Below are 24,138 nucleotides of genomic sequence, written 5' to 3' on the forward strand. Positions count from 1 at the left end.
CGGCGCGTCCTTTCCCCGCCCGCTCACCCGTGAAAAGGGGCGGGCGGGAGAAAACATCCCGGCGCGGAGCGCCAGGTTCGGGCTCAGTCGGCGAACACGGGAATCACGTGTTCGCCGTACGCATCGATGGTCGCTTCCTTCGCATCGTGCATCGCATACACCGCGAACTGATCCACCCCCAGCTCCCGCAACGCCCGCAGCTTCTCCACATGCGCCTCCGGCGGGCCCAGCAGGCAGAAGCGGTCGACGATCTCGTCGGACACGAACTCGGTCGACGGATTCCCCGCCCGCCCGTGGTGGCTGTAGTCATAGCCCTTCCGCGCCGCGATGTACGCGGTAAGGGCCTTGGGCACCAGCCCCGAGTCGGCGCCGTACCGCTCGACCAGGTCGGCCACATGATTGCCGACCATGCCGCCGAACCAGCGGCACTGTTCGCGCGCATGCTCCAGGTCGTCACCCACGTACGCCGGAGCCGCGACGCAGATGGTCACGGAGTCCGGGTCGCGGCCCGCCTCCTTCGCCGCGGTGCGGACCGCGCGGACCATCCACTCCGTCAGATACGGGTCGGCGAGCTGAAGGATGAACCCATCGGCCTTCTGTCCGGCGAGCGCCAGCGCCTTCGGCCCGTACGCCGCCATCCACACCGGCAGCTTCCCGTCCTTGATCCACGCAATCCGTACGGGGGCACCGTCGACCTCGGCTTCGCGCCCCTCGGCGAGGTCCCGGATGACCTCGATCGCCTCCCCGAGCCGGGCGAGGGTGTTGGGGCGCCGGCCGGCGACCCGCATCGCCGAGTCGCCGCGCCCGATGCCGCACACGGTGCGGTTGCCGTACATCTCGTTGAGGGTGGCGAAGGTGGAGGCGGTCACTTCCCAGGTGCGGGTGCCGGGGTTGGTGACCATGGGGCCCACGATGAGCTTCCGCGTGTGCTCCAGGATGCGGCTGTAGATGACGAACGGCTCCTCCCACAGCACGGCGGAGTCAAAGGTCCAGCCGTAGCGGAAGCCGTTGCGCTCGGCGCGGCGCATCAGTCCGACGACGCCCGCCGCGGGCGGATCGGTCTGCAGGACAAGTCCGAAGTCCACGGTGCACTCCCGGATCCTGGAAGGTGGCTAGATGAGGTACTGACAGGTGCCGCGCGGTACGTACCGGCCGTGGCCCGTGCGGCCGGTGAACTCACCGTCCGCCAGGATGATGTCGCCGCGCGAGAGCACCGTCTCCACGCGGCCGGCGATCCGCCTGCCCTCGTACGCCGAGTAGTCGACGTTCATGTGGTGGGTCTCCGCGGAGATCACCTGCTCGGCGTGCGGGTCGTAGATGACGATGTCGGCGTCGGCGCCGGGGGCGATGGTGCCCTTGCGCGGATAGAGGCCGAACATCCGCGCGGGCGTGGCGCAGGCGATCTCGATCCAGCGGCGCCGCGAGATGTGCCCGTCGACGACCCCCTGGTGGAGGAGATCCATCCGGTTCTCCACGCCCGGCAGCCCATTGGGAATCTTGGAGAAGTCGCCGCGGCCCAGCTCCTTCTGGCCGGCGAAGCAGAACGGGCAGTGGTCGGTGGAGACGACCTGAAGGTCGTTGGTGCGCAGCCCCCGCCACAGGGCGGCCTGGTGCTCGCGGGGCCGCAGGGGTGTGCTGCACACGTACTTGGCGCCCTCGAAGTCCGGCTCGGCAAGGTTGTCGGTGGACAGGTACAGATACTGCGGGCAGGTCTCGCCGAAGGCGTTGATGCCCTGGTCGCGGGCCTGGGCCAGCTCGGCCACGGCCTCCTGCGCCGAGACGTGCACGACGTACAGCGGAGCCTCGGCGACGCGCGCGAGCTGGATCGCGCGGTGGGTGGCCTCGGCCTCCAGCAGCGCGCGGCGCACCTCCCCGTGATAGCGCGGGCCGGTACGGCCGTCGGCCAGGGCCTGTTCGATGAGTACGTCGATGGCGATGCCGTTCTCGGCGTGCATCATGATCAGTCCGCCGTTGCCGGCGGAGCGCTGCATGGCCCGCAGGATCTGGCCGTCGTCGCTGTAGAACACGCCCGGATAGGCCATGAACAGCTTGAACGAGGTCACGCCTTCCGCGACCAGCAGATCCATCTCCTTGAGCGAGCCGTCGTCGACATCGGAGACGATCATGTGGAAGGCGTAGTCGATGGCGCACTTGCCGTCGGTCTTGGCGTAGTACGAGTCGAGCCCTTCGCGGAGGCTGTGGCCCTTGGCCTGGACGGCGAAGTCGATGATCGTGGTGGTGCCGCCCCAGGCCGCGGCCTTGGTGCCGGTCTCGAAGGTGTCGGAGGAGAAGGTTCCGCCGAACGGCAACTCCATGTGCGTGTGCGCGTCGACGCCCCCGGGGACGACGTACTTGCCCGTGGCGTCGATGGTGCGGTCGGCGGTCCAGCTCTGGCCGGACGCGCTGCCGTGCGCGGCGAGCGCGGCGACGCGGCCGTCCTCGATCAGTACATCGGCGTGGATCTCGTCGGCGGCGGTGACGACGAGCCCGCCGCGGATGAGGGTGCGGGTCATAGTGCCGCTCCTTCCCGTCCTTCCCGTTGGTTCCCGGCCTGCCGGATCACGTGGTCGGATATCCCGCGATCTCCGCCTGCACCTGCCCCAGCGCTTGTTCCAGGAGCGCGGCGCCCTCCTCGGCCTCTGCGACGGTCAGGGTGAGCGGCGGGGCGATCCGCAGCGCGTTGCCCTCGCGACCGCCCTTGCCGATCAACAGGCCCCTCTCCCGGGCGTATTCAAGGGCGAGGCCGGCCGCCTTCGGGGAGGGGGCACCGGCGGGGTCGACCAGCTCGACGCCGATCATCAGGCCGCGGCCGCGTACCTCCCGGACGACCGGGAGGGCGGCCGCGACGGCGCGCAACCGCTCGATGAGCAGCCCGCCGACGCGGCGCGCGTTGCCCTGGAGGTCGTGCTCGAGGAGGTAGGTGAGGTTGGCGAGGCCCGCGGCCATGGTGACCGGGCTGCCGCCGAAGGTGGAGATGGAGTTGGCTTCCAGGCAGTTCATGACCTCCGGGCGGGCGACGACCCCGCCGATGGACATGCCGTTGCCGATGCCCTTGGCGAAGGTGAGCAGGTCGGGCGGCCCGCTCGCGGCGTGCGCCTGCCAGCCCCAGAAGTGCTCACCGGTCCGCCCCCAGCCGGTCTGCACCTCGTCGCTGATCCAGAGGATGCCGTGCCGGTCCAGAACTTCGCGGAACGCGGCGAACAGGCCGTCAGGCGGGGCGGTGAAGCCGCCGACGCCCTGTACGGGTTCGGCGATCAGCGCGGCGATGCGGCTGTGGGTCTGCCCGAGCATGTCCTCCAGATCGGCGACGCAGGCTTCGATGAACTGGGTGTCGGACAGTGGGGCATACGGCCCGCGGGTGCGGACGCCGCCGTGCACGTACAGCGTCTGCAGCGGCGACAGACTGGTCGGCGACCAGGCGGAGTTGCCGGTGATGCCGACGGTCGAGAAGGACCGGCCGTGGTAGCTGTTCCGCATCGCCAGGACCTGGTTGGACCCCCGGAAGGTGGTGGCGAGCAGCAGGGCCGTGTCGTTGGCCTCGGTGCCGGAGGTGGTGAAGAAGACGCGCGCGTCGGGGATGCCGGAGAGAGCCGCGATGCGCTCGGCCAGGTCCACCATGGGGCGGTTGAGGTAGAGCGTGGAGGAGTGGATGATGCGGCCGGCCTGTTCGCTGACCGCCTTGGTGACCTCGGGCAGGGCGTGGGCGGTCATGGTGGTGAGGATGCCGCCGAAGAAGTCGAGGTAGCGCTTGCCCTCGGCGTCCCAGACATGGCGGCCCTCGCCGTGGGTGATCTCGATGGGGTCGCGGTAGTAGAGCGAGAGCCAGTCGGGCAGGACGGCCTTGTGCCGGGCGTGGAGGTCCTTCACCGCTGCACCAGTCCTTCGTAGGCGTCGGGGCGGCGGTCGCGGTAGAAGGCCCACTGCTGCCGCACCTGGTCGATCAGTGCGAAGTCGAGGTCACGGACGAGGAGTTCTTCCTGCTTGTCGCTGGCGGCCTCGCCGACGAACTGGCCGCGGGGGTCGACGAAGTAGCTGGTGCCGTAGAAGTCGTTGTCGCCGTACTCCTCCTGGCCGACGCGGTTGATGGCGGCGACGAAGTACTCGTTGGCGACTGCGGCCGCGGGCTGCTCGAGCTGCCAGAGGTACGCGGACAGGCCGCGGGAGGTGGCGGACGGGTTGTATACCAGCTGAGCCCCGTTCAGGCCGAGCGCCCGCCAGCCTTCGGGGAAGTGGCGGTCGTAGCAGATATAGACGCCGACCTTGCCGACGGCGGTGTCGAACACCGGCCAGCCCTGGTTTCCGGGCTTGAAGTAGTACTTCTCCCAAAAGCCTTTGACCTGCGGAATGTGATGCTTGCGGTAGGTGCCGAGGATGGTGCCGTCGGCGTCGATGACGGCTGCGGTGTTGTAGTAGACGCCGGGCTGCTCGATCTCGAAGACAGGGGCGACGATCACCATCCCGGTCTCGCGGGCGAGGTGCTGCATGCGCCGTACGGTCGGGCCGTCCGGTACGGGCTCCGCCCAGCGGTAGTGCTCCGGTTCCTGGACCTGGCAGAAGTAGGGGGCGTTGAAAACCTCTTGGAAGCCGATCACCTGGGCGCCCTGGCGGGCGGCCTCGCGGGCGTGCTCCTCATGCTTCGCGATCATGGACTCGGTATCGCCGGTCCATGTTGCCTGGACCAGTGCGGCGCGGACGACATTGGCCATGAGCTGCTCCTTCACTGCGCTGTACGGGCGCGCTGCGCGGCGCGGCACATCCCCGCGCCCCGCTCCCCCGCGACGTCAGAGAGCCTCCGCGTTCCGCCTCTACGCACGTAGAGGCGGCGGAACGTAGAGCGAAAACGTAGAGCCCGCTACGGACCGTGGCAAGACCATCGCCGTGAAGTGAAGGAGTCGATCAAGTTTCATACCGCAACGGGCCACATCAGGCAGCGTCAGACGGCTTCCGGGACTCCCGGCACGCCCGCGATACGCAGCGCGTGGGCGAGGTCGCGAAGCCGGTGCGAGGCCACGCCCGCCGCGGCGGCGAGCAGCGAGGGCACGAGCGCGCCGGGGTCCGCCTGCGCCACCTCGGCCGCCTCCTCGGGGGTGCGGACGCGCACCAGCGTGGCGAACAGCGACTCGGCCTCGGCGGTGCGGTCGGCGGTGCGGAGCGCGAGAGCGGTCTCGGCCACGTCGGCCGGGGGCCGCCCCACCGACTGGCGCAGCAGGACACGGCAGTCCTCGGCGCGGCCTGCGTCCGCGAGCGCGCAGGCCGCGGCGGCCAGCGCGGGGGGTGGCAGACTGCCGGCCTCCCACAGGAGGGTGGCCACATCGGCGGCGAGACCGGCGCGTTCCAGATCCGCGATCAGCAGGGGCAGCCGCTCGGCGGGCCAGGCGGCGGCCTCACACAGGATGACGTGCGCCTCACCGCTGCGGCCGGAGGCGCGCAACTCGGCCAGTCTGGCGACGGCCTGGGCGCTCGCGCGCTGGGCGGCGGCGAGTGAGGCGGGGTCGTCCTCGCGGGGCGGCTGGGCTGCCCGGCTGGGGTCGTCCTCGCGGGGCGGCTGGGCTGCCCGGCGCGATTCCTTGCCGCGCCGCTTGGCGCCCCGCTCGCCGTTCCGCTGGTTGGCATCCGGCTGTTCGTACGCGCCGGCGAACCGGGCGCCTCGCGGTTTGGCCGCCCGTGCTGGAGTCTCCACGGGCGTGGGCTGCGGGGCCGCTGCCGCGGGCTCGGGCGTGCCGGCGACGCCGGCGAACCGTGCGCCGCGCAGCGGGCCCGGCGCCGGCCCGCCCGGCGCCGGGCCCGCACCGGATGGCCGTCCGGCTTGACCACGAGCGTCGGCCGACTCGCGCGCGGGGGGAGCTTCGGGCGTCGTGTGGCCCTGCGCATCGGAGTCCGGGTCTGCGCGGACTGACCTGACGGGCCCATGAGGCCGGACATGTGAGTCCGCGCGGGGATACGTCCCAGGTGGCGCCACGGCGTCCAGGCGGGCCCGCAGCTCCACACAGCGGGCCGTCGCTCGCTCGTGGTCGTCTTGGGCCCACGCCAGCCCGGCGGCGAGCCGCTCTCTCTCCTCCGGCGACTCGGCGGCTTCCACGGCCGCGCTCAACTCCCGTTCGCGCGAGGCCGCGTACTGCCGCTCCCGCAGCATCACATCCAGGCTGTCCAGCAGCGCGTCGCGGCCGCCGATGTGCAGGTCGAACGCCGCCACCGAGGCCCGGTGCAGGGCCCTGGCCCGGAGTAGCTGCCGATCGGCGGCCTGCGTGCCGTGCCGTACCGCAAAATCCTGCAGCAGCGCGTCGACCACGTCCCAGGGCAGGACCTCCCGGCCGTCCAGGCACGCCCGTATGCCCTGGGCGTCGCGCTGCGCGAAGACCCCGTACCAGCCCGCTTCGGGGTCCAGGGAGCTGAGGAGTTCGTGCAGATACGCCGCGAACTCGGCTACGTCGTCCGGTACTTGCCCGTCCACCATTGCCGCCCCTCCCCCGAGCCGACGGGATCCTGCGGGTTCTCAGGCATTCGACACCCCGGGAGTTACGCAAACCGCACGGCGACACTACGGGCAGTTTTCAAGCGCCGCACAGTATGCCGATGACGGCTGGGAGTTACTGATCATTCTGGGGTCTCCACGGGCAGCCGGACCTGCGCTGTCGGGGACCTCGCACCCAGGAGTCACGCCGGACGCTTGGCTTGCAGCTCCCTCGGGCCGGGCGGACACTGGTGACATAACCTGCACGCGTGGATCCGGATCCGTCCCCCGCCCTTCCCGGGAGGACTCCATGTCCACCGCATTGCGACTTGCCACGTTCAACATCGAAAACCTCTTCGCCCGCTGGCGGTTCAGAGACGGCGTCAACCCGGCCGAAGCCAATACCCGGGGGTGGACGGTCGACCAGACCCACTTCCAGGAGCTGGGTGTCGCCGACAAGGCCATCACGGGCGCCACCGTCCGGGACCTCGAGGCGGACGTTCTCGCCCTTCAGGAGGTCGAAAACGTCGACACGCTCAAGCACTTCCGGACGCTGTTCCTCGGCGGCCGCTCCGCCTACCCGTTCGTCGCAGGCGTCGACGGCAACGATCCCCGGCTGATCGATGTGGCCGTGCTCTCGCGGCTGCCGATCACCCGTATCCGCTCGCACCAGCAGCTGATGGATCCGGCCACTCCGACCGCCGCGCTGTTCTCCCGGGACTGCCTCGAGGTGGACGTGCAGATATCGGAACAGACGAGCGTGACGCTCTTCGTCAACCACTTCAAGTCCATGATGGGCACCCGCGCCGCCACCCGCGGAAAGCGCGAACGCCAGGCCGACCAGGTGCAGCGGCTCGTCACCGGCCGCTTCGGCGCGCAGCCCGGGAATCAGCTGTTCATCATCCTCGGTGACCTCAACGACTATCTCGGCGACGGCTCGGCCATTGACCGCCTGGTCGGCTGGGACCAAGTCGAGAACGTGGTGGCGCAGCTGCCCGAAGACGAGCAGTGGACCCACTACTGGGACGACGAGGACGAGTACCGGCAACTGGACTATCTGCTCCCGTCGGTCTCGCTCGCCAGGGCCGCCCAGCGGCCACCGGAGATCTTCCGCAAGGGAACACCGCTGCGTGCCACCCGCTACACCGGCGAGCGGTACCCCGGCGTCGGCAAGGACCGGCCCAAGGCGTCCGACCACTGCCCGGTCCTGCTCGATCTCCAAGTCCCCTGATCCACCGTCACACCGGCACTGATTGGGAGCACCACTCATGACCCGCACCCACGGCGAGACGCCCAGGAGACCAGCCTGTGCGATCGTGCCGCCGCATCTGCTCAACCGGCTCGCCCGGGCCGAGGACCCGGCCATTCACCGGCGGGCCCGCAACACCCTCGCGCTGGACGCGGCAGAACGCGCCCAGCGGCGATTGACGGCAGCGCTCGGCCCGGTCGCGGCCCGGCCGAAGGCTCCGCCGGACCACCCCGAGCGCACGATCTCCGATGCCGAACACCGCCAGAACCTGCCCGGCAGGAAAGTACGCGGCGAGGGCGAGGCCGATGTGCAGGACACATCGGTGAACCAGGCCTATCACGGCCTCGGCTCCACCTTCGACTACTACCTGAAGGCCCTCTCCCGGTACTCCATCGACGGTGCCGGACTCCCGCTGGACGCCAGCGTCCACTACCTCCGGGATTACGACAACGCCTTCTGGGACGGCGAACAGATGGTCTTCGGCGACGGTGACGGGCGCGTCTTCGGGGACTTCACCCTGTCACCGGACGTCATCGGCCACGAACTCACCCACGGTGTCACCCAGTACACGGCCAACCTCGAGTACTACGGCCAGTCCGGTGCGCTGAACGAGCACATGTCCGACGTCTTCGGGTCCCTGGTCGAGCAGTACGCGAAGAACCAGGCCACGGACCAGGCCAACTGGCTGATCGGCGAAGAGCTGCTCCGGCCCGGCGTGCAGGGCGTGGCGCTGCGCTCGATGAAGGCACCCGGCACCGCGTACGACGACGATGAGCTCGGAAAGGACCCGCAGCCCGCCCATATGGACGACTACCTGGAGACCTTCTCGGACAACGGCGGCGTGCACATCAACTCCGGCATTCCGAACCACGCCTTCTACCTGCTGGCGATGCAGCTCGGCGGCCACGCCTGGGAGCGGGCCGGCCGGATCTGGTACGACGTGCTCACCGGCAACAAGCTGGCCTCCGACGCCGACTTCGCGTCGTTCGCCCGGCTGACCGTGACCGCCGCGGACAACTACGGGCAGCAGGAGGGTCAGGCGGTGCGCCAGGCGTGGTCCGAAGTCGGCGTGCCGACGGACGGCGGGAGCAACAGGCGCTGATACGACACCACCGCGCTCCTGCCCGCCGGTGAGGTCCCTGTCGCTCGTGTGGCTCCCGTTCCGGACGATCAGTCAGGGAGTCGCCAGGTAGGTTCCGCTCTCATTGGCCACCTGCTGCTGCGGCACCGACGCCCCAGCCCGCAGCCACTACTCAGGCCTCCCTACGGGCGGCCGGCGGGCCGTACCACCATCGCCGAGCCGCCCCCGCGCCGTACCTTCTCGGCCGCCGCCAGCCAGCGGCCGTCCGGCAGGCGCTCCACGCCGGTCGCCGCGCCGATCTCCGGGTTCTGCTTGAAGACGTGGCCGAGGGCTTCGAGCCGCGCCCGCAGCGGGCTGTTCCACAGCACCGGTTCCAGATCGGTGGTGGCGCCGTTGCGCTGGCTGGCGCGCGGCGCCGCGATCGCGTCGACCAGCGGAAGGCCGCGGTCCAGACGCTCGGTCAGGGTCTGCAGCACAGTGGTGATGATGGTGGAGCCGCCCGGGGAGCCCACCGCCAGCACCGGCCGGCCGCCGTCGAGCACGATGGTCGGGGACATCGAAGAGCGCGGGCGCTTGCCGGGTCCGGGCAGGTTCGGGTCGGGCACGGCCTGGTTGGCGGGCGCGAAGGAGAAGTCGGTCAGCTCGTTGTTGAGCAGGAAGCCTCGGCCGGGCACGGTGATACCGCTGCCGCCGGTCTGCTCGATGGTGAGGGTGTACGCGACCACGTTGCCCCACCGGTCGGCGACGGTCAGGTGCGTGGTGTTCTCACCCTCGTACGTCGTGGGGGCGGCCGTACCGCCGCCGCTGCAGCCACTGTCGGGCGTGCGCGGATCGCCCGGCGGGACCGGACTGTTCAGCACCGCGTCGTCCTTTATCAGGCAGGCGCGGGAGTCGGCGAACCGCTGCGAGAGCAGCTCCTTGCCGGGGACGTCCTCGAAGGCAGGGTCGCCGACCCACCGGCCCCGGTCGGCGAAGGCTATGCGGCTCGCCTCGATGTAGCGGTGCAGATACTCGGCTTCGCTCAGCTTGGAGAGGTCGGTGTTCTCCAGGATGTTCAGCGCCTCGCCGACGGTCGTGCCGCCGGAGGAGACCGGCGCCATGCCGTAGACGTCCAGCCCGCGGTAGGAGACCTTCGCCGGCGCCTGCAGCTTGGTCCGGTACGCCCGCAGATCCTGTGTGGTCAGATCGCCGGGCCGGACCGTGCGCTGTGCTTCGGCGCTCACGGGCGGCTTGCGGACCGTGCGGACGATGTCGCGGGCGAGCGGGCCCTCGTAGAGCGCGCCTGTGCCCTTGCGTCCCAGTTCGGCGTACGTCCGCGCCAGGTCGGGGTTGGTGAAGGGGGCACCGACGACCGGCAGCTCTCCTCCGGGCAGGAACAGCTGGGCGGTGGCCGGGAAGTCCCGGAACCTGGCCTCGTTGTCGGCGGTCTGCTGCCGGAAGGTCTGATCGACCGTGAAGCCGTCGCGGGCCAGCCGCTCGGCTGGTGCCAGCACCTGCCGCAGGGACCGGCTGCCCCAGGCGTCGAGCGCGGAGCCCCAGGTGGCGGGCGTGCCGGGGACGCCGACGCTGAGCCCGCTGGTGACCGCCTCGCCGAAGGGGAGGGGTTTCCCGTTCTCGACGAAGAGATCCGCATCGGCGCTCAGCGGCGCGATCTCCCGGCCGTCGATCGTATGCACCGTACGGTGCTTGGCGTCGTAGTAGACGAAGAAGCCGCCGCCGCCGATGCCCGCGGAGTACGGCTCGGTGACGCCCAGCGCGGCCGCCGTGGCGACCGCCGCGTCCACCGCGTTGCCGCCCCGCTTCAGCACCTCGATGCCCGCCGCCGAGGCATCCGCGTCGACGCTGGCCACCGCGCCGCCGTACCCGGCCGCGACCGGAGTCTTGGCCGGTGGTGCCCCGCTGCCCGCCGACCCGGCCGGAGCCGGTGGCGCGGCGGCGACCGACACCATGGCCGCGGTGACGGCCAGCAACGACAGCGTCCGGACAGCGAGACGACGAGGCATTCGTTCCTCCACTCAACTGGCGTGCCGGAAGCCTAACTTCGCCACCCGGCCCCGTCAGCAGCGCCTCGGGCTCTCGAACGCCGATGCGGACCCGGATACGATCCCCGGCCATGAACGACGACGTGCGCAACATCGTCCTCGGCGTCCTGGCCACCGGCATCAGCGCCAGCCTCGGCTGGTTCACCCGTACCTATCTCTGGCGCCGCAAGCTCGCCCGCAAGCAGCGCTTCTTCGGGCTGCCGAAGAACTCCGAGTGCCTTCTCGTGGTCAACCGCGACGCCGGCGCGGACTGGAGCGTGGCCCGCCACGATGTCTTCGCGCTGCTGGAGCTGTCCGCGCTCATCAAGGACTGCGGGGCGCACGCCCAGGTCGTCGCGCACGATACGGCACAGCAGGGCATAGGCGAGCGTACGGAGTTCTGCATCGGCGGCCCGGTGTCCAACCGCCGGATGGCCGCTCATCTGCACTCACTGCTACCGGGCTTCGAGATCGTCGACACCCCCACCGGCTCCGGGCCGGACCGCCGCGGGTCGTTCAGGATCGGCGGCGAGTCCTACGCGCCGGAGAACGGCGAGGTCGAATACGTCCTGCTCGCCCGCCTGCTGGCCGGTCCGGACGCCCGGCCGGTCTTCCTCTCCTGCGGCCAGCGCTCGATCACCAACCAGGCCGCCGCCCGCCATCTGGCACGCAACCACTCCCGGCTGGCTCGCAAGTACGGCAACAAGTCCTTCTGCCTGCTGCTCAAGGTGGTCAACTCCGAGGCCTACGGGCCGGATGTGGTGGAGCTCGTCGCCGATGTCACGCGCGCCGCGACCACCCGGCCCCCGGAGCCGACGGCGGTTCCCTCTCCGTCGCGATCTGACGAAAACTCACCAGACGTGACCGGCCAACCGCGCACTGCTTAAATGATCAACAAGCTTTACTAGTGCGTAACTTACCGCCTATTACCTCAAGTAACGCCCAGGGGTTACCGTCGGGTCACTTTTACGGGGTGTGCCGGCTCGGGGGTCGGCACTGACATCAGGAGCCGACCAATGGGCAAGCATCGAAAGGCCGCACGCGCCTCAGCCGTGGGCGTCCTGTCGACGGCGGTGGTCGCGGGGTTGACGCTCAACCTCGCGCCCGCCGCCCAGGCCACCCCCCTCACGGCGCCCGTAGCACAGGCCGACGCGGCCGCCTCGAGCGCGCACAACGTCAGGTTCGTCGACATCCAGGGCGACGGCGGGACCGTTCTCAAGGCGAACGTCGTCACTCCCTCCGACGCCGACGGCAACCGCCGCCACCCCCTCATCGTCCTCCCCACCAGCTGGGCCACGCCCCAGGTGGAATACCTCGCCCAGGCGCAGAAGCTCGCCGACTCGGGCTACATCGTGCTGACGTACAACACCCGCGGATTCTGGCAGTCCGGCGGATATATCGAGGTGGGCGGGCCCGCGGACATCGCCGATGCGTCCAAGGTCATCGACTGGGGCCTGGCCAACACTCCGGCCGACCCGGACCGGGTCGGTATCGGCGGGATGTCATACGCCGCCGGGATCAGCCTGCTCGCCTCGGCCTTCGACAAGCGCATCAAAGCCGTGGTCTCGATGAGCGGCTGGGCCGACCTCGCCGACGCGATCTACAGCGAACGCACCCAGCACGTCCAGGCCGTCGGCCTGCTGGGCGGCCTCGGTTACCTCACCGGCCGCCCCAGCCCCGAATTCCAGCGCATCTTCAAGGGCTTCATGACGTCCGACATGGACCACGAGGACGAGATGCTGGAGTGGGCGAAGAAGCGCTCCCCCGCCACCTATCTCGACCGGATCAACGCGAGCGGTGCGGCCATCATGCTGGGCAATGCCTGGGGAGACTCCATCTTCCCGCCCAACCAGTACGCGGAGTTCTACGAGAAGCTGACCGGTCCCAAGCGCCTGGAGTTCCGCCCGGGCGACCATGCGACGGCCGAGGGCACCGCCCTGCTGGGCCTGCCCAACGATGTCTGGAGCGACGCCCACCGCTGGTTCGACCACTATCTGAAGGGCGAGGACAACGGCATCGACCGGGAACCGCCCGTCCAGCTGAAGCCCCGTACGAGCGATGACTACGAGGGCTACGCCAGCTGGAAGGCGGTGCCCGCCGAGACCCGCAGGATCCCCCTGGAGGGCAGCCGGCGGGTCCACGCCAACATCGACTCCGGCGCCGATGGCGGTGTCGCGGTGCTGTCGAGCGTCATCGACCAGTTCTTCAAGGTACCGCCGATGGCCTTGATCCCGCTGCTGCCGCGGGCGTTCGCCGCCGTCTGGCAGTCGGAGAAGTACGCCGACGAGCAGCGCGTGCGGGGCACCGTGACGCTGCACACCACGCTGACCAGCACCCACGAGAGCGGCACTGCGGTCGCGTACCTGTACGACGTCGGTCCGCTCGGCGTCGGCAAGCTGATCACCAACGCGCCGTTCACCTTCCACGGCCGTACGCCGGGACAGCCCTTCGGCGTCGACCTGGATCTGTTCTCGACGGCGTACGACGTACCGGCCGGGCACCACCTCGCGCTGGTCGTCGACACGGTCGATCCGCTCTACATCGAACACAACCCGGACGGCGCGAAGCTCACCTTCTCGTCCCCGGCCGAGGACCCGTCGTACGTGGACATCCCGCTCACCAAGCGCTGATGTCCCCCGCCTTCTGCGCGAGTCAGCGGCCCGAGGCCCCCGGGCCCGACAGCACCGCTGTCGGGCCCGCCTCGGCCACCTTCCCCGCCTTCGTCTTCACGCTGCGCCGCTCGAACTTGGCCACCCAGGACGCGAACCACGACAGCAGCATGCACATCCCGATGTAGATCGGTGAAATCACCATCACCACCGGGATGAAAGGCAGGTCGTAGTTGAGATTGGTGGCGATGAGCCTGCCGGACTGGAGCAGTTCCTCATAGGTGATGAGAAACCCCAGCGAGGTGTCCTTCAGCGTCACCACCAGCTGGCTGATGATGGCGGGCATCATCGCGCGCAGCCCCTGCGGCACCAGCACGTAGGTCATCACCTGCGTCTTGCGCATACCGAGGGAGTACGCCGCCTCCCGCTGCCCGCGGTCCACGGCATTGATGCCGGCCCGGAACACCTCGGCGAGCACCGACCCGTTGTAGAGCGTCAGTCCGGTGACGAGCGCGGGCAGCGGCTGCACCTTCAGCGCCACGAAGACGAAGAAGATCATCACCAGCACGGGCATCGCGCGGAAGAACTCAACGCAGAGCGTGGCGATCCAGCGCACCGGAGCGTGCTCCGAGAGCCGAGCAGTGGCGAGGATGACGCCCAGCACCAGCGAGAAGGCGGCGGCCAGGCCGAAGGCCCGCAGTGTGTTGCCAAGACCGCGCAGCAGCAGCTCCTGGATGCCCTTGTATGCGAAGGGGCGCCACTTCACTGCCTCGAACTGGCCGGTGTCGTAGAGGAGATAGACGATCCAGGCGATCAGCGCGAGGAGCACGATCGTCCCCGCGAAGCCGTAGACGCGGTGCCGGGCGCGGGTTCTCGGGCCCGGGACGTCATAGAGCGCGGTGGCGGTGGTGGTGGTCATCGGGGCACTCCCCAGCGCCTCTCCAGCACGTTGAACAAGGCGCTGATGCTCAGGGTCACGATCAGATAGCCGACGGCGATCCAGACGAAGGACCAGACGATGTTGTAGCCCAGCTCGCCCAGCGTCTTGTACGTGCCGAGCAGCTCGGTGACACTGAACGACCCGGCGATGGCCGAGTTCTTGGCCAGGGCGATCAGCGTCGAGCCGACCGGCGGAATGACCGAGCGGAACGCCTGCGGGAGGACGATCATCCCGAGCGCCTGAGGGAAGGTCATGCCCAGGCTGCGGGCGGCCTCCCCCTGGCCGGTGGGGACGGTGTTGATGCCCGAGCGCACCACCTCGCAGATGAAGGCGGAGGTGTAGCAGCCGAGGGCGAGGATCGCGAACGTCTTGAACGGCAGCACCACCCCGAAGCGGGGCAGGCCCAGCATCACCGCGAAGAAGAGCAGCGTCAGCGGGGTGTTGCGCAGCACGGTCACCCATGCGGTGCCGAACGCGCGCAGCGACCCGACCGGAGCGACCCGGAAGGCGGCCATGACGACGCCGAGCGCGAGGGCGAGCAGCGAGGCGAAGACCGTCAGCTGCACCGTGCCCCACAGGCCCTCGCCGTAGAGGGAAAGGTTGTTGAGGAGTACGTCCATGGAAGGTGGGTCCTGACTCCGGTTCGGTGCCTTGGCTCAGCCGGCGGGATAGCGGTCGATCGGAGGCGGCTTCGGGGCGGGTGCGCCCGACAGGCCGAGCGTCGCCTGGTACGCCTTCTTCCAGTCGCCGTTCTTCTCGTGGGCGGCGATGGCGTCGTCGAGGGCGAACCGCAGCGCGTTGTCCCGCTTGGCCACGCCGATGCCGTACGGCTCCTTGGAGAAGGGTTTGCCGACCACCTTCAGCTCGTCGGGCACCTTGGCCGCGTAGCCCAGGAGGATGGTGTCGTCGGTGGTGACGGCGTCGACCTGGTAGGTGAGGAGGTTGTCCACGCACACCGAGTAGGTGTCGTACGCGACGGCATGGGCTTCGGGGTAGTCGTGCTCGATGCGCTGCAGCGGGGTGGAGCCGGCGGCCGAGCAGACCCGCTTGCCGGCCAGGTCCTCCGGCCCCTTGATGTCCTTCTCGCCGGCCCGCACCAGCAGACGCTGCCCCGCCTCGTAGTAGGGACCGGCGAACCCGACCTGCTGCTTGCGCCGGGCGTTGATGGTGTAGGTGCCGACGTAGTAGTCGACCTGGCCGTTCTGCAGGGCGGTCTCGCGGTTGGCCGAGGCGATCGTCTTGAACTCGATGGTCTTGGGGTCGAAGCCGAGGGACGCCGACATCATCTTGGCGATCTCGATGTCGAAACCGGAGTAGGTCCCGGTGGCGGGGTCCTTCTCGCCCAGGAAGGGCTGGTCCTCCTTGGCGCCGACGATCAGGTGGCCGCGCTTCTCGGCCTTCCGCCAGGTCGGGGAGGCGGGCAGCTGGAAGCCGCGGTTCACGTGGTAGCTGGGCAGCTCTTCGGGTTTCGGCCCCTTGACCGGAGGGCTGCCCTCCTTGCCGCAGCCGGCGACCGCGAGCAGCGCGAGGAGCGCGAGGGCCAGGCCGGTCGTACGGTTCGTACGCTGCATGTCCGTCCGTCACCTCCCGGCTCAGTGCTTGAGGATCTTGGACAGGAAGTCCCTGGCGCGGTCGCTCTCCGGCGCGGTGAAGAACTCGTCCGGCGGGCGGTCCTCGATGATCCGGCCGCCGTCCATGAACACGACGCGGTTCGCGGCGGACCGGGCGAAGCCCATCTCATGGGTGACGACGACCATGGTCATGCCTTCGCCGGCGAGCTGCCGCATGACCTCCAGCACCTCGTTGATCATCTCCGGGTCGAGGGCGGAGGTCGGCTCGTCGAAGAGCATCACCTTCGGGTCCATGGCCAGGGCACGGGCGATCGCGACGCGCTGCTGCTGGCCGCCGGACAGCTGGGCCGGGTACTTCGGGGCCTGCGCGACCAGGCCGACACGGTCCAGGAGTTCACGGGCCCGCCGCTCGGCTTCCTCCTTGGGCTGCCTGCGGACCTTGACCGGCGCGAGGGTCACGTTCTCCAGCACGGTCTTGTGCGCGAAGAGGTTGAAGGACTGGAAGACCATACCGACGTCGGCGCGCAGCTTGGCCAGCGCCTTGCCCTCCTCGGGCAGCGGCTGCCCGTCGATGAGGATCCGGCCGGACTCCACGGGCTCCAGCCGGTTGATGGACCGGCAGAGCGTCGACTTGCCGGAGCCCGAGGGACCGATGACCACGACCACCTCGCCCCGGTCCACCGTCAGGTTGATGTCCTGGAGGACGTGCAGCGCTCCGTAGTGCTTGTTCACGTCGCGCAGCTCGATCAAGGGACCGGCTGCGGGGACGGTGCCGGCTCCAACCTGCATGCAGCCCCAACCCACTCTCAGCTGTGTCGCGGTCAGCGCAAACTATCCAGCCGAATGGGGCATCTCCCTCCCGACACGCACCACGCGGGCAATAAGCGTATGGTGCGACTCGCCGAGGTCAGGCTTCGGATGCCTCCGCGTAGATCCGGTACAGCTCCGGCGCTCCGGTCACCGCCCAGTCGAGGCCGGCCTCCACCACATGCAGCTCGCGGCCCGAGGCCAGCCGCACATACGGCTGCCCGTTCGGCCACCGGCGCCACGCCGCCCCGGCCACCCGGCGGACGATCACCGTCCCCAGATACAGGCCCGCGTCGTTCCCCAGCCACGGCAGTTCCTCGGGGTCGTCCCGCCAGCGGGGCAGCAGCTGGTCGAGCGCCGCCAGCGACGCGGCGGAGTCGTCAAGTTCCAGACCGGCCTCGGCGGCCCGGGCCCGCAGCAGCTCGCACTCGGACAGCAGCTCCGCAACACCCTCGGGATCGTCCTCGAACGCGTCCGTCACGGCGACACCCTGAGCCACGCCGCCGAGACGCTTGCGCCAATTACCCAAGAAAGGGATGTTCATACCGCTCAGCGTCGCACCTGGCCCGGGCGTGCACCACAGGGCGCGCGGGGGTTTGGGACTCCCCAGAAGGAAGTCCCCTGGCCTGCGGCATGGGGAGACCCAGGGGAAGGCTGGCCGGATGTTTGCCTTGACGCGTCCCTGACGCATCTCTAGCTTCATCCGCCACCCGTCCGATCGCTGGTGCACATTCCGGGAGTTGCCGCCGTCTGCCATGGGAGGGACAGCCATGCGCGTCAGAGCGTGGGGAGCGGCTTTTGTCCTCACTGTCACGGCTCTCGCCACCTCCGCCGGGACCGCGGTCGCTTCAGCGGCCGCGGGCCGCCATCCCGAAAGCCACCGGATCCTCGCGGGGCCCGCTCCCTCGCCCCTGCCCCTGCACCGGCTGTTCGACAACACCGCCGTGAGCGACAACGCCCGCCCCGGCGAAGCCGACTTCGACGGTTCGGGGCTCTCGCTGTCCGCTCAGGACCTGGCCGGCGCGGGCTGGACGCCGGGGCGCACCCTCACCATCGACACCGCCCGGCTGACCTGGCCGCGCTCGACCGCCGGGCACCCCGACAACGTCCGCGCGGGCGGACAGCAGGTGCGGCTGACGGGCCGTGGTGACGCGCTGACCTTCCTGGTCGCCGGCACCGGCGGCGAAGCGAGCGGCACCGGTACCGTGCGCTACCGCGACGGCTCCCGCAGCACGTACACGCTCACGGCGCCCGACTGGCGCACCGGACCGCTGACCACCAAGGCCGTCGCCCTGCCGCACCTCAACAGCCCTGACGGACAGCGCTTCGAGAAGGCGCGCCTGTACGTGGTGACCGTGCCCGTCGTACGCGACCGCGAGATCACCTCCGTGGTGCTGCCGCACGACCCGGGGCCGCACACCGATCTGCACGTCTTCGCCGTCACCGTGCGCACCCCCGCCCATGGCTGGACGGGCACCTGGTCGGCGAGCACCGGCGGCTACACCTCGGTCGGTCCCTGGACCGACCAGACCCTGCGGCTGGTTGTGCACACCAGCACCGGCGGGCCCCGGGTACGGATCCGGCTCGACAACACCTTCGCGGCGGCGCCGGTACGGATCGGGCGTGCCTCAGTGGCGTTCCAGGCGGCGGGGGCCGCCGCGCAAGGCGTGCCGCTGCCACTGACCTTCGGCGGGCGCCCGGACACCGAGATCCCGGCGGGCGCCCAGGTGTTCAGCGATCCGCTGGGGTTGCCCGTGCCCCCGGAGGCGAATCTGCTGGTGAGCATCCATCTGCCCGGGACCGTGTCGGAGGTGCCCGTGCACAGCCAGGCGATCCAGCGCTCATACCTCAGCGCGCCGGGCAGCGGTGACCTTACGGGCAACAGTGACGGGGCCGCCTTCACCGGGTCGCTGACGGCGTGGCCGTTCCTCACCGGCGTCGATGTCGGAGGCGGGCCCGGGTCGGTGGTGGCCCTCGGGGACTCGATCACCGACGGGGTGCGGTCGACGACCGGCGCCAACCGTCGGTGGCCGGACGTCCTGGCGCGGCGCATCCAGGCGCAGCACGAGATCCCGCGCTACGGCGTGCTCAACCAGGGCATCTCGGCGAACCGCATCACCAGCGACCGCTACCCGGGCGACGGGACGAGCTCGGAGACCGGGGGCGTCAGCGCCCAGCACCGGCTCGACCGGGACGTCCTCGCCCAGACCTCGGCCCGTACGGTGGTGGTCTTCGAGGGCATCAACGATGTGCGCTGGGGCGCCTCGGCGGTCGAAGTCATCGAGGGGCTGAAAGCCATCGCGCAGCGGGCGCACGCGCGCGGGCTACGGGTCGTCGCGGCGACCATCGGGCCCTGCGAGGGCTACCCCGACTGCCTGCCGGAGGTCGAGGCCCGGCGCGCCGCCGTCAACGCCTTCGTACGGGACAACAAGGGGACCTTCGATGCCGTGCTGGACTTCGACGCGGTGATCCGGGACCCGCAGCGGCCGTCGCGGATGCTGCCCGTCTACGACAGCGGCGACCATCTGCACCCCGGGGATGCGGGGCTGCGGGCGCTCGCCGAGTCGGTCGATCTGCGGGCTCTGGTCGCCGGTTAGCCGGCGGCCCTCGGGAGGTCCAGGTCGATCACGACCGGCGCGTGGTCGGACGCGCCCTTGCCCTTGCGCTCCTCGCGGTCCACATAGCTGTCCTTGACCGCACCGGCGAACGCCTTGTTGCCGTAGACCAGGTCGATCCGCATGCCCCGGTTCTTGGGGAAGCAGAGCTGCCGGTAGTCCCAGTACGTGAACGGGTGGTCGTACTTCAGCGGGCGCGGCACGATGTCGCTCAGCCCCAGCTCACCGAGCGCGGCCAGCGCGGCCCGCTCGGCCGGGGTCACATGGGTCAGGCCCTCGAAGGCGGACCGGTCCCATACGTCCTCGTCGGTCGGCGCCACGTTGAAGTCGCCGAGCACCGCGAAGGGGCGCTCCCCTGCCGCGTCCCCGGCCACCGCGGCGCCCAGGGCCTCGAGCCAGCGCAGCTTGTACGCGTAGTGCTCGTGGTCGACCTCGCGGCCGTTGGGCACATACACCGACCAGACGCGGACGCCGTCACAGGTCGCGGAGATCGCACGCGGTTCCTGCCCGCCGTCGAAGTCCGGCCCGCCGGGCAAACCGACGACCACGTCCTGCAGGCCGACCTTGGACAGCAGCGCCACGCCGTTCCACCGCCCGTCGGCGTTGACCGCGGCCTCGTAGCCCAGCTCCCGCACCTCGTCGCGCGGGAACTGCTCCTCGGTGCACTTGGTCTCCTGGACGCACAGCACATCGGGGCTGCTGCTCTCCAGCCAGGCCAGCAGCCGGGGGAGCCGGGCGGTGATCGAATTGACGTTCCAGGTCGCGATGCGCATGGATCGAATGTACCGGGCGGCTGTGACAGCCAGGTCCCACAGCCGGATGCGCAGCGCCCGCCCGGCCCCGTACCCCGCTCCGCACGCTCAGAGCGTCACCGTCTCCCCCGGGGCCAGACGGGAGTGCTCCGCACCGCCGACACCCGGGCCGTCCGGGCCCAGCATCCGGTCGTAGATGGGCCGCGCGATATCGGTCAGCAGTCCGTCGTGCACATCGATGGCCCGCCGGGGCTGGACCTCGCGCACATAGTCGATGATTTCGCCGACCTTGTTCCACGGCGCGTGCACCGGCAGCATCAGGGTGTCCACCGGGCGGTCCGGGACGGTCAGGGCGTCTCCGGGGTGGAACAGCGCGCCGTCCAGTACGTAGCCGACGTTCGTGATCCGCGGGATGTCGGGGTGGATCACGGCGTGCAGCTCGCCGTGCACCTCCACCTCGAAGCCGGCCGCGGTGAAGGTGTCGCCGTGCCCGACGGTGTGCACACGGCCCGGGAAGGCCGCGGAGATCTGGTCGGCGACGCTCCGCAGCGTCCAGATCTCGGCAGCAGGGCCGGCCTCCAGCGCGGCCCGCAGCCGGTCCTCGTTGAAGTGGTCGAAGTGCTCGTGCGTGACCAGGACGGCCTCCGCCCCGACCGCCGCATCCTCCTCGCTGAAGGTCCCCGGATCGATGACGAGCACCCGCCCGTCCTTCTCCAGCCGAATGCAGGCGTGGCCCTTCTTGGTGAGCTTCATGGGCAGGTCCTCCCGTGCGTCGATCTTGAGGGCTGATCTTGACGGGACCATCCTGCTACTCCTGCGGCGTCGTCTCCTGCCGAATGACCTCCTGGGCGACCTTGAACGCCGAATTCGCGGCCGGCACGCCGCAGTAGACGGCGGTCTGCAGCAGCACCTCTTTGATCTCGGCGGGCGTGAGGCCATTGCGCAGGGCGGCGCGGAGGTGGAACGCGAGCTCGTCCAGGTGGCCGCCCGCCACGAGCGCCGTGAGAGTGACGACGCTGCGGGTGCGCCGGTCGATGCCCGGCCGCGTCCACACCTCGCCCCAGGCGTAGCGGGTGATGAACTCCTGGAAGTCTCCGGTGAACTCGTCGGCGGCCGCCGTGGCCCGGTCGACATGTGCGTCGCCGAGAACCTCGCGCCGTACCTTCGAGCCCGCGTCGTACGGGTCCGGCCGGCCGGCCGGGACCTCCGGGGGCGCCTCGGCCGGGGTGATCTCGGCGATCGGCCCGGCCGGGGTGACCGAGGTGGTGGGAGGCGACTGCGGCGGGGCGGGCGTGAGCACCGGCTTCGGGTTGGGGGCCGAGATGGCCGCCATGCCCGAGAGGGTGTCCCCCCGCCAGGTGGCGGTGAAGTGACGGACCAGCAGATCGCTGACGGCGGCCGGCTGCTCGACGGGCGCCAGGTGTGAGGTGCCGGGAACGAGCGCGAGACGGGCGTCTCTTATACCGGCGACGACCACCCGTGCGTCGGCGGGCGTGGTGACCCGGTCCTCGGCGCCGGCGAGCACCAGCGTGGGCACGCCGATCCGCTCCAGATCGGTGCGGATGTCGAAGGAGGCGAGGGCCTCGCAGGCGGCGATGTAGCAGCCGGGGTCGGTGGTGCGCACCATCTGGACGGCCCAGTCCGCGATCGCCTGCTGGGCCGCCGCGAAGCCGGGTGTGAACCAGCGGTCGGTCACGGACCGGGCGATCGGTTCCAGCCCGTTCGTCCGCACGATGACGCCGCGCTGCCGGTACTCGTCCGGGGTGCCGAACCGGGGCGAGACGGAGATCAGAGCCAGCGCGGCCAGGCGGTGCGGGTGCCGCAGGGCCAGGTCGGCGCCGACCGCGCCGCCGGTGCCGCAACCGGCGTAGCCGAAGCGCTCGATGCCCAGCTCATCGAGGGTGGCGAGAAGACGGTCACCGAGCTCGGCCATGGAAGCGGCGGCGTGGGCGGGCGCGCCTCCGTGGCCTGGCAGGTCGTAGCGCACGACACGCCAGTGGCGGGTCAGCTCCGGAATCTGCCGGTCCCACATGTGCCAGGTGGTGCCCAGCGTGGGGCCGAGGACGAGTGCGGGAGCATCCTGCGGGCCGTCGATCCGGTACTGAAGGGTCTTCGTCTCGCTCACTCGCGCCACGGTATCCGCAAGGCTGCCGGCGGGGCCGGTCAGGGGGTCACGGTCGAGACGACGTACACCTTGGGGTGCTCGTGGTTGCTGAGGTCGACGGTGATGTCCTGCTTCGGCAGGGGATCGCGCTGGGTGTGGACCATGCCGGCCCAGTCGGAACCGCCGGAGGCGTCGGCGGCGAAGTCCCACCCGACGGTCCTGGCCTCCTTCGCGCTGATGGTGATACGGCCGTCCCGCAGGGCGGACCGGCTGGTTCCGGCCCGGTGCAGGAAGCGGTTCAGACCCTCCTGGGACGTGATGAACTGCACGTACAGCTTGCTGACCCGCCAGGAGTTGGTCTCGTAGAACGCGACATCAGCGGAGTACGGCGGGATCGGTACGTCGTAGATGCGGCGGGTCACCCTGGGGGGCCAGCCGTCCGTGAGGCCCTTCGCCGCGGCCCGGCCCTCCTTGTCCCGGCCGCTGTCCCGGCTCTGTTCGGCGGAGATCACCAGATAGCCCGCCGGGATGCCGATGAGCAGTATCACGATGAGCAGGGTCAGCCAGCGGCGGCCGAGGCTCGGGCCTTCGGGGTACGGGCTGCCGCCGCCGACCGGGCCGCCGGGCGGCGGGGGCTGCCGCGGTACGGCGGGGGTGTCGGCGCGGTCGAACCCGGTGCGGTCGAGGCTCTCGGCGGTCTCAAGGCGCTCGGGTCGCTCGAGGCGTTCGGTGGACGTCATCGTCGGCTCCCACGGGTGGCCTGGGCATAACGCTCGTAGCGCTCGACGCGGCGCCGGTTGGCGCGGCGGAAGCGGCGGGCTACGAGCCGGGCGAGGTCGGCGGCGCCGACGAGGCCAGCTTCGTTGCCGAGCTGGGCCTGGGTGATATGGGCTTCCGGGCGGTAGCCGCGGCCGGTGAGGTGGCGGCGGAAGGCGTCCCGGGCGGGCCCGATGAGCAGGTCGTCGGCAGCGCTGACGCCGCCGCCGATGACAAAGCACGATGGGTCGAGGGCGGCGGCGAGGTTCGCCAGTCCCACGCCGAGCCACTGCCCGATGTCCTGGAGCAGCTCGACGCACATCGCGTCGCCCTCGCGGGCCAGTTCGGTGATCAGCGGACCGGTGATGTCGGAAATGTTGCCCTTGACGCGGTCGATGATGTTGTACGCGACCGGCGAGTCGGCGGCGGCCAGCTCGCGGGCCTCGCGGACCAGAGCGTTGCCGGAGCTGTACTGCTCCCAGCAGCCGCGGTTGCCGCACGGGCAGCGGTGGCCTCCGGGGACCACCTGCATATGGCCGAACTCGCCGGCGACACCGTAGCGGCCCCGCTTGAGCTGCCCGTCTTCGAGAATGGCGCCGCCGATGCCGGTGCCGAGCGTGATCATGACGAGATGGTCCTCGCCGCGGCCGGCGCCGAAGCGCCACTCGGCCCAGGCGGCGGTGTTGGCGTCGTTGTCGACCATGACCGGGACGGCGAGGCGGGCGGCGAGCGCGTCGCGCAGGGGTTCGTCGCGCCAGGAGAGGTGCGGGGCGAACAGCACCCGGGAGCGGTCGGCGTCGACCCAGCCGGCGGCGCCGATGCCGACAGCGTGCACATCGTGGCGGTCGGAGAGGTCGAGGACCAGCTCGACGATGGTGTCCTCGACGACCTTGGGGCTCTTGGACTTGTCCGGGGTCTCGGTCTTGATCTTCTCGAGGATGTTGCCGTCGGCGTCGACGACACCGGCCGCGACCTTGGTACCACCGATGTCGATGCCGACGGTGGGGACGCGGGGGGCGGTGAGGTGGGAGCGGCGCTCGCGGGTGCCGACAGTGCGGAGCATGGTGGCTCGGGCCGAGCCACGGTAGGCGCGCTCCCGGTAGCTGCTGCCGCTGCTCATGGCGTGACCTCCTCGCGTACGGGCCGGGCGGCGCGTGCGGGCCGGGCAGCGCGTACGGGCCG

At 70.4% G+C, this 24,138-nt stretch carries 21 protein-coding genes; 5 read left to right on the forward strand and 16 right to left on the reverse strand.

Translation table 11 applies throughout. From position 1 onward, the window contains the following. Nucleotides 1-83: 83 nt before the first annotated feature. From ACY34J_RS11130 to ACY34J_RS11150, 5 genes are all read right to left on the reverse strand, one after another. On the reverse strand, nucleotides 84-1,085 hold the full coding sequence (locus tag ACY34J_RS11130; RefSeq protein ID WP_462726319.1) for a TIGR03842 family LLM class F420-dependent oxidoreductase: 1,002 nt from the start codon (nucleotides 1,083-1,085) through the stop codon (nucleotides 84-86). Nucleotides 1,086-1,112: 27 nt separating this feature from the next. Beyond that, nucleotides 1,113-2,513, reverse strand: a complete 1,401-nt coding sequence (hydA, locus tag ACY34J_RS11135; RefSeq protein ID WP_462726320.1) for a dihydropyrimidinase — start codon at nucleotides 2,511-2,513, stop codon at nucleotides 1,113-1,115. 46 nt (nucleotides 2,514-2,559) lie between these two features. Further along, a complete protein-coding gene (locus ACY34J_RS11140) occupies nucleotides 2,560-3,867 on the reverse strand; it encodes an aspartate aminotransferase family protein (protein WP_462726321.1) in 1,308 nt (435 codons plus the stop codon). Continuing rightward, nucleotides 3,864-4,706, reverse strand: a complete 843-nt coding sequence (locus tag ACY34J_RS11145) for a nitrilase-related carbon-nitrogen hydrolase (RefSeq protein ID WP_462726322.1) — start codon at nucleotides 4,704-4,706, stop codon at nucleotides 3,864-3,866. Before ACY34J_RS11145 ends, ACY34J_RS11140 begins: the two co-directional genes overlap by 4 nt. Nucleotides 4,707-4,933: 227 nt before the next feature. Further along, a complete protein-coding gene (locus ACY34J_RS11150) occupies nucleotides 4,934-6,454 on the reverse strand; it encodes a hypothetical protein (RefSeq protein ID WP_462726323.1) in 1,521 nt (506 codons plus the stop codon). A 307-nt stretch (nucleotides 6,455-6,761) separates the two neighbouring features. Between ACY34J_RS11150 and ACY34J_RS11155 the strand changes: the two genes are divergently transcribed. Then, a complete protein-coding gene (locus tag ACY34J_RS11155; protein WP_462726324.1) occupies nucleotides 6,762-7,682 on the forward strand; it encodes an endonuclease/exonuclease/phosphatase family protein in 921 nt (306 codons plus the stop codon). A gap of 37 nt (nucleotides 7,683-7,719) precedes the next feature. Then, nucleotides 7,720-8,802: a M4 family metallopeptidase gene (locus ACY34J_RS11160; RefSeq protein ID WP_462726325.1), complete on the forward strand. Its 1,083-nt coding sequence runs from the start codon at nucleotides 7,720-7,722 to the stop codon at nucleotides 8,800-8,802. A 161-nt stretch (nucleotides 8,803-8,963) separates the two neighbouring features. On the opposite strand, the gene ggt is transcribed toward ACY34J_RS11160, so the two are convergent. Further along, a complete protein-coding gene (gene ggt / locus ACY34J_RS11165; RefSeq protein ID WP_462726326.1) occupies nucleotides 8,964-10,784 on the reverse strand; it encodes a gamma-glutamyltransferase in 1,821 nt (606 codons plus the stop codon). 110 nt (nucleotides 10,785-10,894) lie between these two features. Here ggt and ACY34J_RS11170 point away from each other — a divergent pair, with 110 nt between their 5' ends. Continuing rightward, entirely contained in the window at nucleotides 10,895-11,689 is a 795-nt protein-coding gene (locus ACY34J_RS11170) for a hypothetical protein (RefSeq protein ID WP_462726327.1), read from the forward strand. Nucleotides 11,690-11,818: 129 nt separating this feature from the next. Beyond that, the gene (locus tag ACY34J_RS11175) at nucleotides 11,819-13,432 is read left to right on the forward strand and encodes a CocE/NonD family hydrolase (RefSeq protein WP_462726328.1); all 1,614 of its coding nucleotides are present in this window, start codon (nucleotides 11,819-11,821) and stop codon (nucleotides 13,430-13,432) included. Between the two features lie 22 nt (nucleotides 13,433-13,454). On the opposite strand, the gene ACY34J_RS11180 is transcribed toward ACY34J_RS11175, so the two are convergent. The 5 genes from ACY34J_RS11180 to ACY34J_RS11200 form a co-directional block, all read right to left on the reverse strand. Beyond that, the gene (locus ACY34J_RS11180; protein WP_462726329.1) at nucleotides 13,455-14,330 is read right to left on the reverse strand and encodes an amino acid ABC transporter permease; all 876 of its coding nucleotides are present in this window, start codon (nucleotides 14,328-14,330) and stop codon (nucleotides 13,455-13,457) included. Beyond that, nucleotides 14,327-14,971 carry an amino acid ABC transporter permease gene (locus ACY34J_RS11185; RefSeq protein WP_462726330.1) on the reverse strand — a complete coding sequence of 215 codons (645 nt, stop codon included), beginning with the start codon at nucleotides 14,969-14,971 and terminating at the stop codon, nucleotides 14,327-14,329. The genes ACY34J_RS11180 and ACY34J_RS11185 overlap by 4 nt, the downstream gene beginning before the upstream one ends. A 36-nt stretch (nucleotides 14,972-15,007) precedes the next feature. Then, a complete protein-coding gene (locus tag ACY34J_RS11190; protein WP_462726331.1) occupies nucleotides 15,008-15,922 on the reverse strand; it encodes a glutamate ABC transporter substrate-binding protein in 915 nt (304 codons plus the stop codon). Between the two features lie 21 nt (nucleotides 15,923-15,943). Next, nucleotides 15,944-16,711, reverse strand: coding sequence for an amino acid ABC transporter ATP-binding protein (locus ACY34J_RS11195; RefSeq protein WP_462726332.1), 768 nt, complete (start codon nucleotides 16,709-16,711; stop codon nucleotides 15,944-15,946). A gap of 118 nt (nucleotides 16,712-16,829) precedes the next feature. Further along, on the reverse strand, nucleotides 16,830-17,273 hold the full coding sequence (locus ACY34J_RS11200; protein ID WP_462726333.1) for a DUF6278 family protein: 444 nt from the start codon (nucleotides 17,271-17,273) through the stop codon (nucleotides 16,830-16,832). A 226-nt stretch (nucleotides 17,274-17,499) separates the two neighbouring features. Here ACY34J_RS11200 and ACY34J_RS11205 point away from each other — a divergent pair, with 226 nt between their 5' ends. Beyond that, nucleotides 17,500-19,326 carry an SGNH/GDSL hydrolase family protein gene (locus tag ACY34J_RS11205; protein ID WP_462726334.1) on the forward strand — a complete coding sequence of 609 codons (1,827 nt, stop codon included), beginning with the start codon at nucleotides 17,500-17,502 and terminating at the stop codon, nucleotides 19,324-19,326. Here ACY34J_RS11205 and ACY34J_RS11210 read toward each other — a convergent pair. The 5 genes from ACY34J_RS11210 to ACY34J_RS11230 form a co-directional block, all read right to left on the reverse strand. Continuing rightward, nucleotides 19,323-20,117, reverse strand: a complete 795-nt coding sequence (locus ACY34J_RS11210; RefSeq protein ID WP_462726335.1) for an exodeoxyribonuclease III — start codon at nucleotides 20,115-20,117, stop codon at nucleotides 19,323-19,325. The genes ACY34J_RS11205 and ACY34J_RS11210 overlap by 4 nt on opposite strands. Nucleotides 20,118-20,204: 87 nt before the next feature. Beyond that, nucleotides 20,205-20,849: an MBL fold metallo-hydrolase gene (locus tag ACY34J_RS11215; protein WP_462726378.1), complete on the reverse strand. Its 645-nt coding sequence runs from the start codon at nucleotides 20,847-20,849 to the stop codon at nucleotides 20,205-20,207. A 55-nt stretch (nucleotides 20,850-20,904) separates the two neighbouring features. Further along, nucleotides 20,905-22,221 carry a bifunctional 3-oxoadipate enol-lactonase/4-carboxymuconolactone decarboxylase PcaDC gene (gene pcaDC / locus ACY34J_RS11220; RefSeq protein WP_462726336.1) on the reverse strand — a complete coding sequence of 439 codons (1,317 nt, stop codon included), beginning with the start codon at nucleotides 22,219-22,221 and terminating at the stop codon, nucleotides 20,905-20,907. Between the two features lie 38 nt (nucleotides 22,222-22,259). Continuing rightward, nucleotides 22,260-22,940, reverse strand: a complete 681-nt coding sequence (locus tag ACY34J_RS11225; RefSeq protein WP_462726337.1) for a sugar kinase — start codon at nucleotides 22,938-22,940, stop codon at nucleotides 22,260-22,262. Next, nucleotides 22,937-24,076 carry an ROK family glucokinase gene (locus ACY34J_RS11230; protein WP_462726338.1) on the reverse strand — a complete coding sequence of 380 codons (1,140 nt, stop codon included), beginning with the start codon at nucleotides 24,074-24,076 and terminating at the stop codon, nucleotides 22,937-22,939. The genes ACY34J_RS11225 and ACY34J_RS11230 overlap by 4 nt, the downstream gene beginning before the upstream one ends. Nucleotides 24,077-24,138: the final 62 nt, after the last annotated feature.

It is taken from the genome of Streptomyces sp. HSS9-12, from assembly GCF_054963655.1.

Bases quoted from the DNA above. Each gene is read 5' to 3' on its own strand.
- hydA (WP_462726320.1), bottom strand. From the start codon at position 2,513: ATGACCCGCACCCTCATCCGCGGCGGGCTCGTCGTCACCGCCGCCGAC.
- ACY34J_RS11145 (WP_462726322.1), bottom strand. From the start codon at position 4,706: ATGGCCAATGTCGTCCGCGCCGCACTGGTCCAGGCAACATGGACCGGC.
- ACY34J_RS11150 (WP_462726323.1), bottom strand. From the start codon at position 6,454: ATGGTGGACGGGCAAGTACCGGACGACGTAGCCGAGTTCGCGGCGTAT.
- ACY34J_RS11155 (WP_462726324.1), top strand. From the start codon at position 6,762: ATGTCCACCGCATTGCGACTTGCCACGTTCAACATCGAAAACCTCTTC.
- ACY34J_RS11160 (WP_462726325.1), top strand. From the start codon at position 7,720: ATGACCCGCACCCACGGCGAGACGCCCAGGAGACCAGCCTGTGCGATC.
- ggt (WP_462726326.1), bottom strand. From the start codon at position 10,784: ATGCCTCGTCGTCTCGCTGTCCGGACGCTGTCGTTGCTGGCCGTCACC.
- ACY34J_RS11170 (WP_462726327.1), top strand. From the start codon at position 10,895: ATGAACGACGACGTGCGCAACATCGTCCTCGGCGTCCTGGCCACCGGC.
- ACY34J_RS11175 (WP_462726328.1), top strand. From the start codon at position 11,819: ATGGGCAAGCATCGAAAGGCCGCACGCGCCTCAGCCGTGGGCGTCCTG.
- ACY34J_RS11180 (WP_462726329.1), bottom strand. From the start codon at position 14,330: ATGACCACCACCACCGCCACCGCGCTCTATGACGTCCCGGGCCCGAGA.
- ACY34J_RS11185 (WP_462726330.1), bottom strand. From the start codon at position 14,971: ATGGACGTACTCCTCAACAACCTTTCCCTCTACGGCGAGGGCCTGTGG.
- ACY34J_RS11190 (WP_462726331.1), bottom strand. From the start codon at position 15,922: ATGCAGCGTACGAACCGTACGACCGGCCTGGCCCTCGCGCTCCTCGCG.
- ACY34J_RS11195 (WP_462726332.1), bottom strand. From the start codon at position 16,711: ATGCAGGTTGGAGCCGGCACCGTCCCCGCAGCCGGTCCCTTGATCGAG.
- ACY34J_RS11200 (WP_462726333.1), bottom strand. From the start codon at position 17,273: ATGAACATCCCTTTCTTGGGTAATTGGCGCAAGCGTCTCGGCGGCGTG.
- ACY34J_RS11205 (WP_462726334.1), top strand. From the start codon at position 17,500: ATGCGCGTCAGAGCGTGGGGAGCGGCTTTTGTCCTCACTGTCACGGCT.
- ACY34J_RS11210 (WP_462726335.1), bottom strand. From the start codon at position 20,117: ATGCGCATCGCGACCTGGAACGTCAATTCGATCACCGCCCGGCTCCCC.
- ACY34J_RS11215 (WP_462726378.1), bottom strand. From the start codon at position 20,849: ATGAAGCTCACCAAGAAGGGCCACGCCTGCATTCGGCTGGAGAAGGAC.
- ACY34J_RS11225 (WP_462726337.1), bottom strand. From the start codon at position 22,940: ATGACGTCCACCGAACGCCTCGAGCGACCCGAGCGCCTTGAGACCGCC.
- ACY34J_RS11230 (WP_462726338.1), bottom strand. From the start codon at position 24,076: ATGAGCAGCGGCAGCAGCTACCGGGAGCGCGCCTACCGTGGCTCGGCC.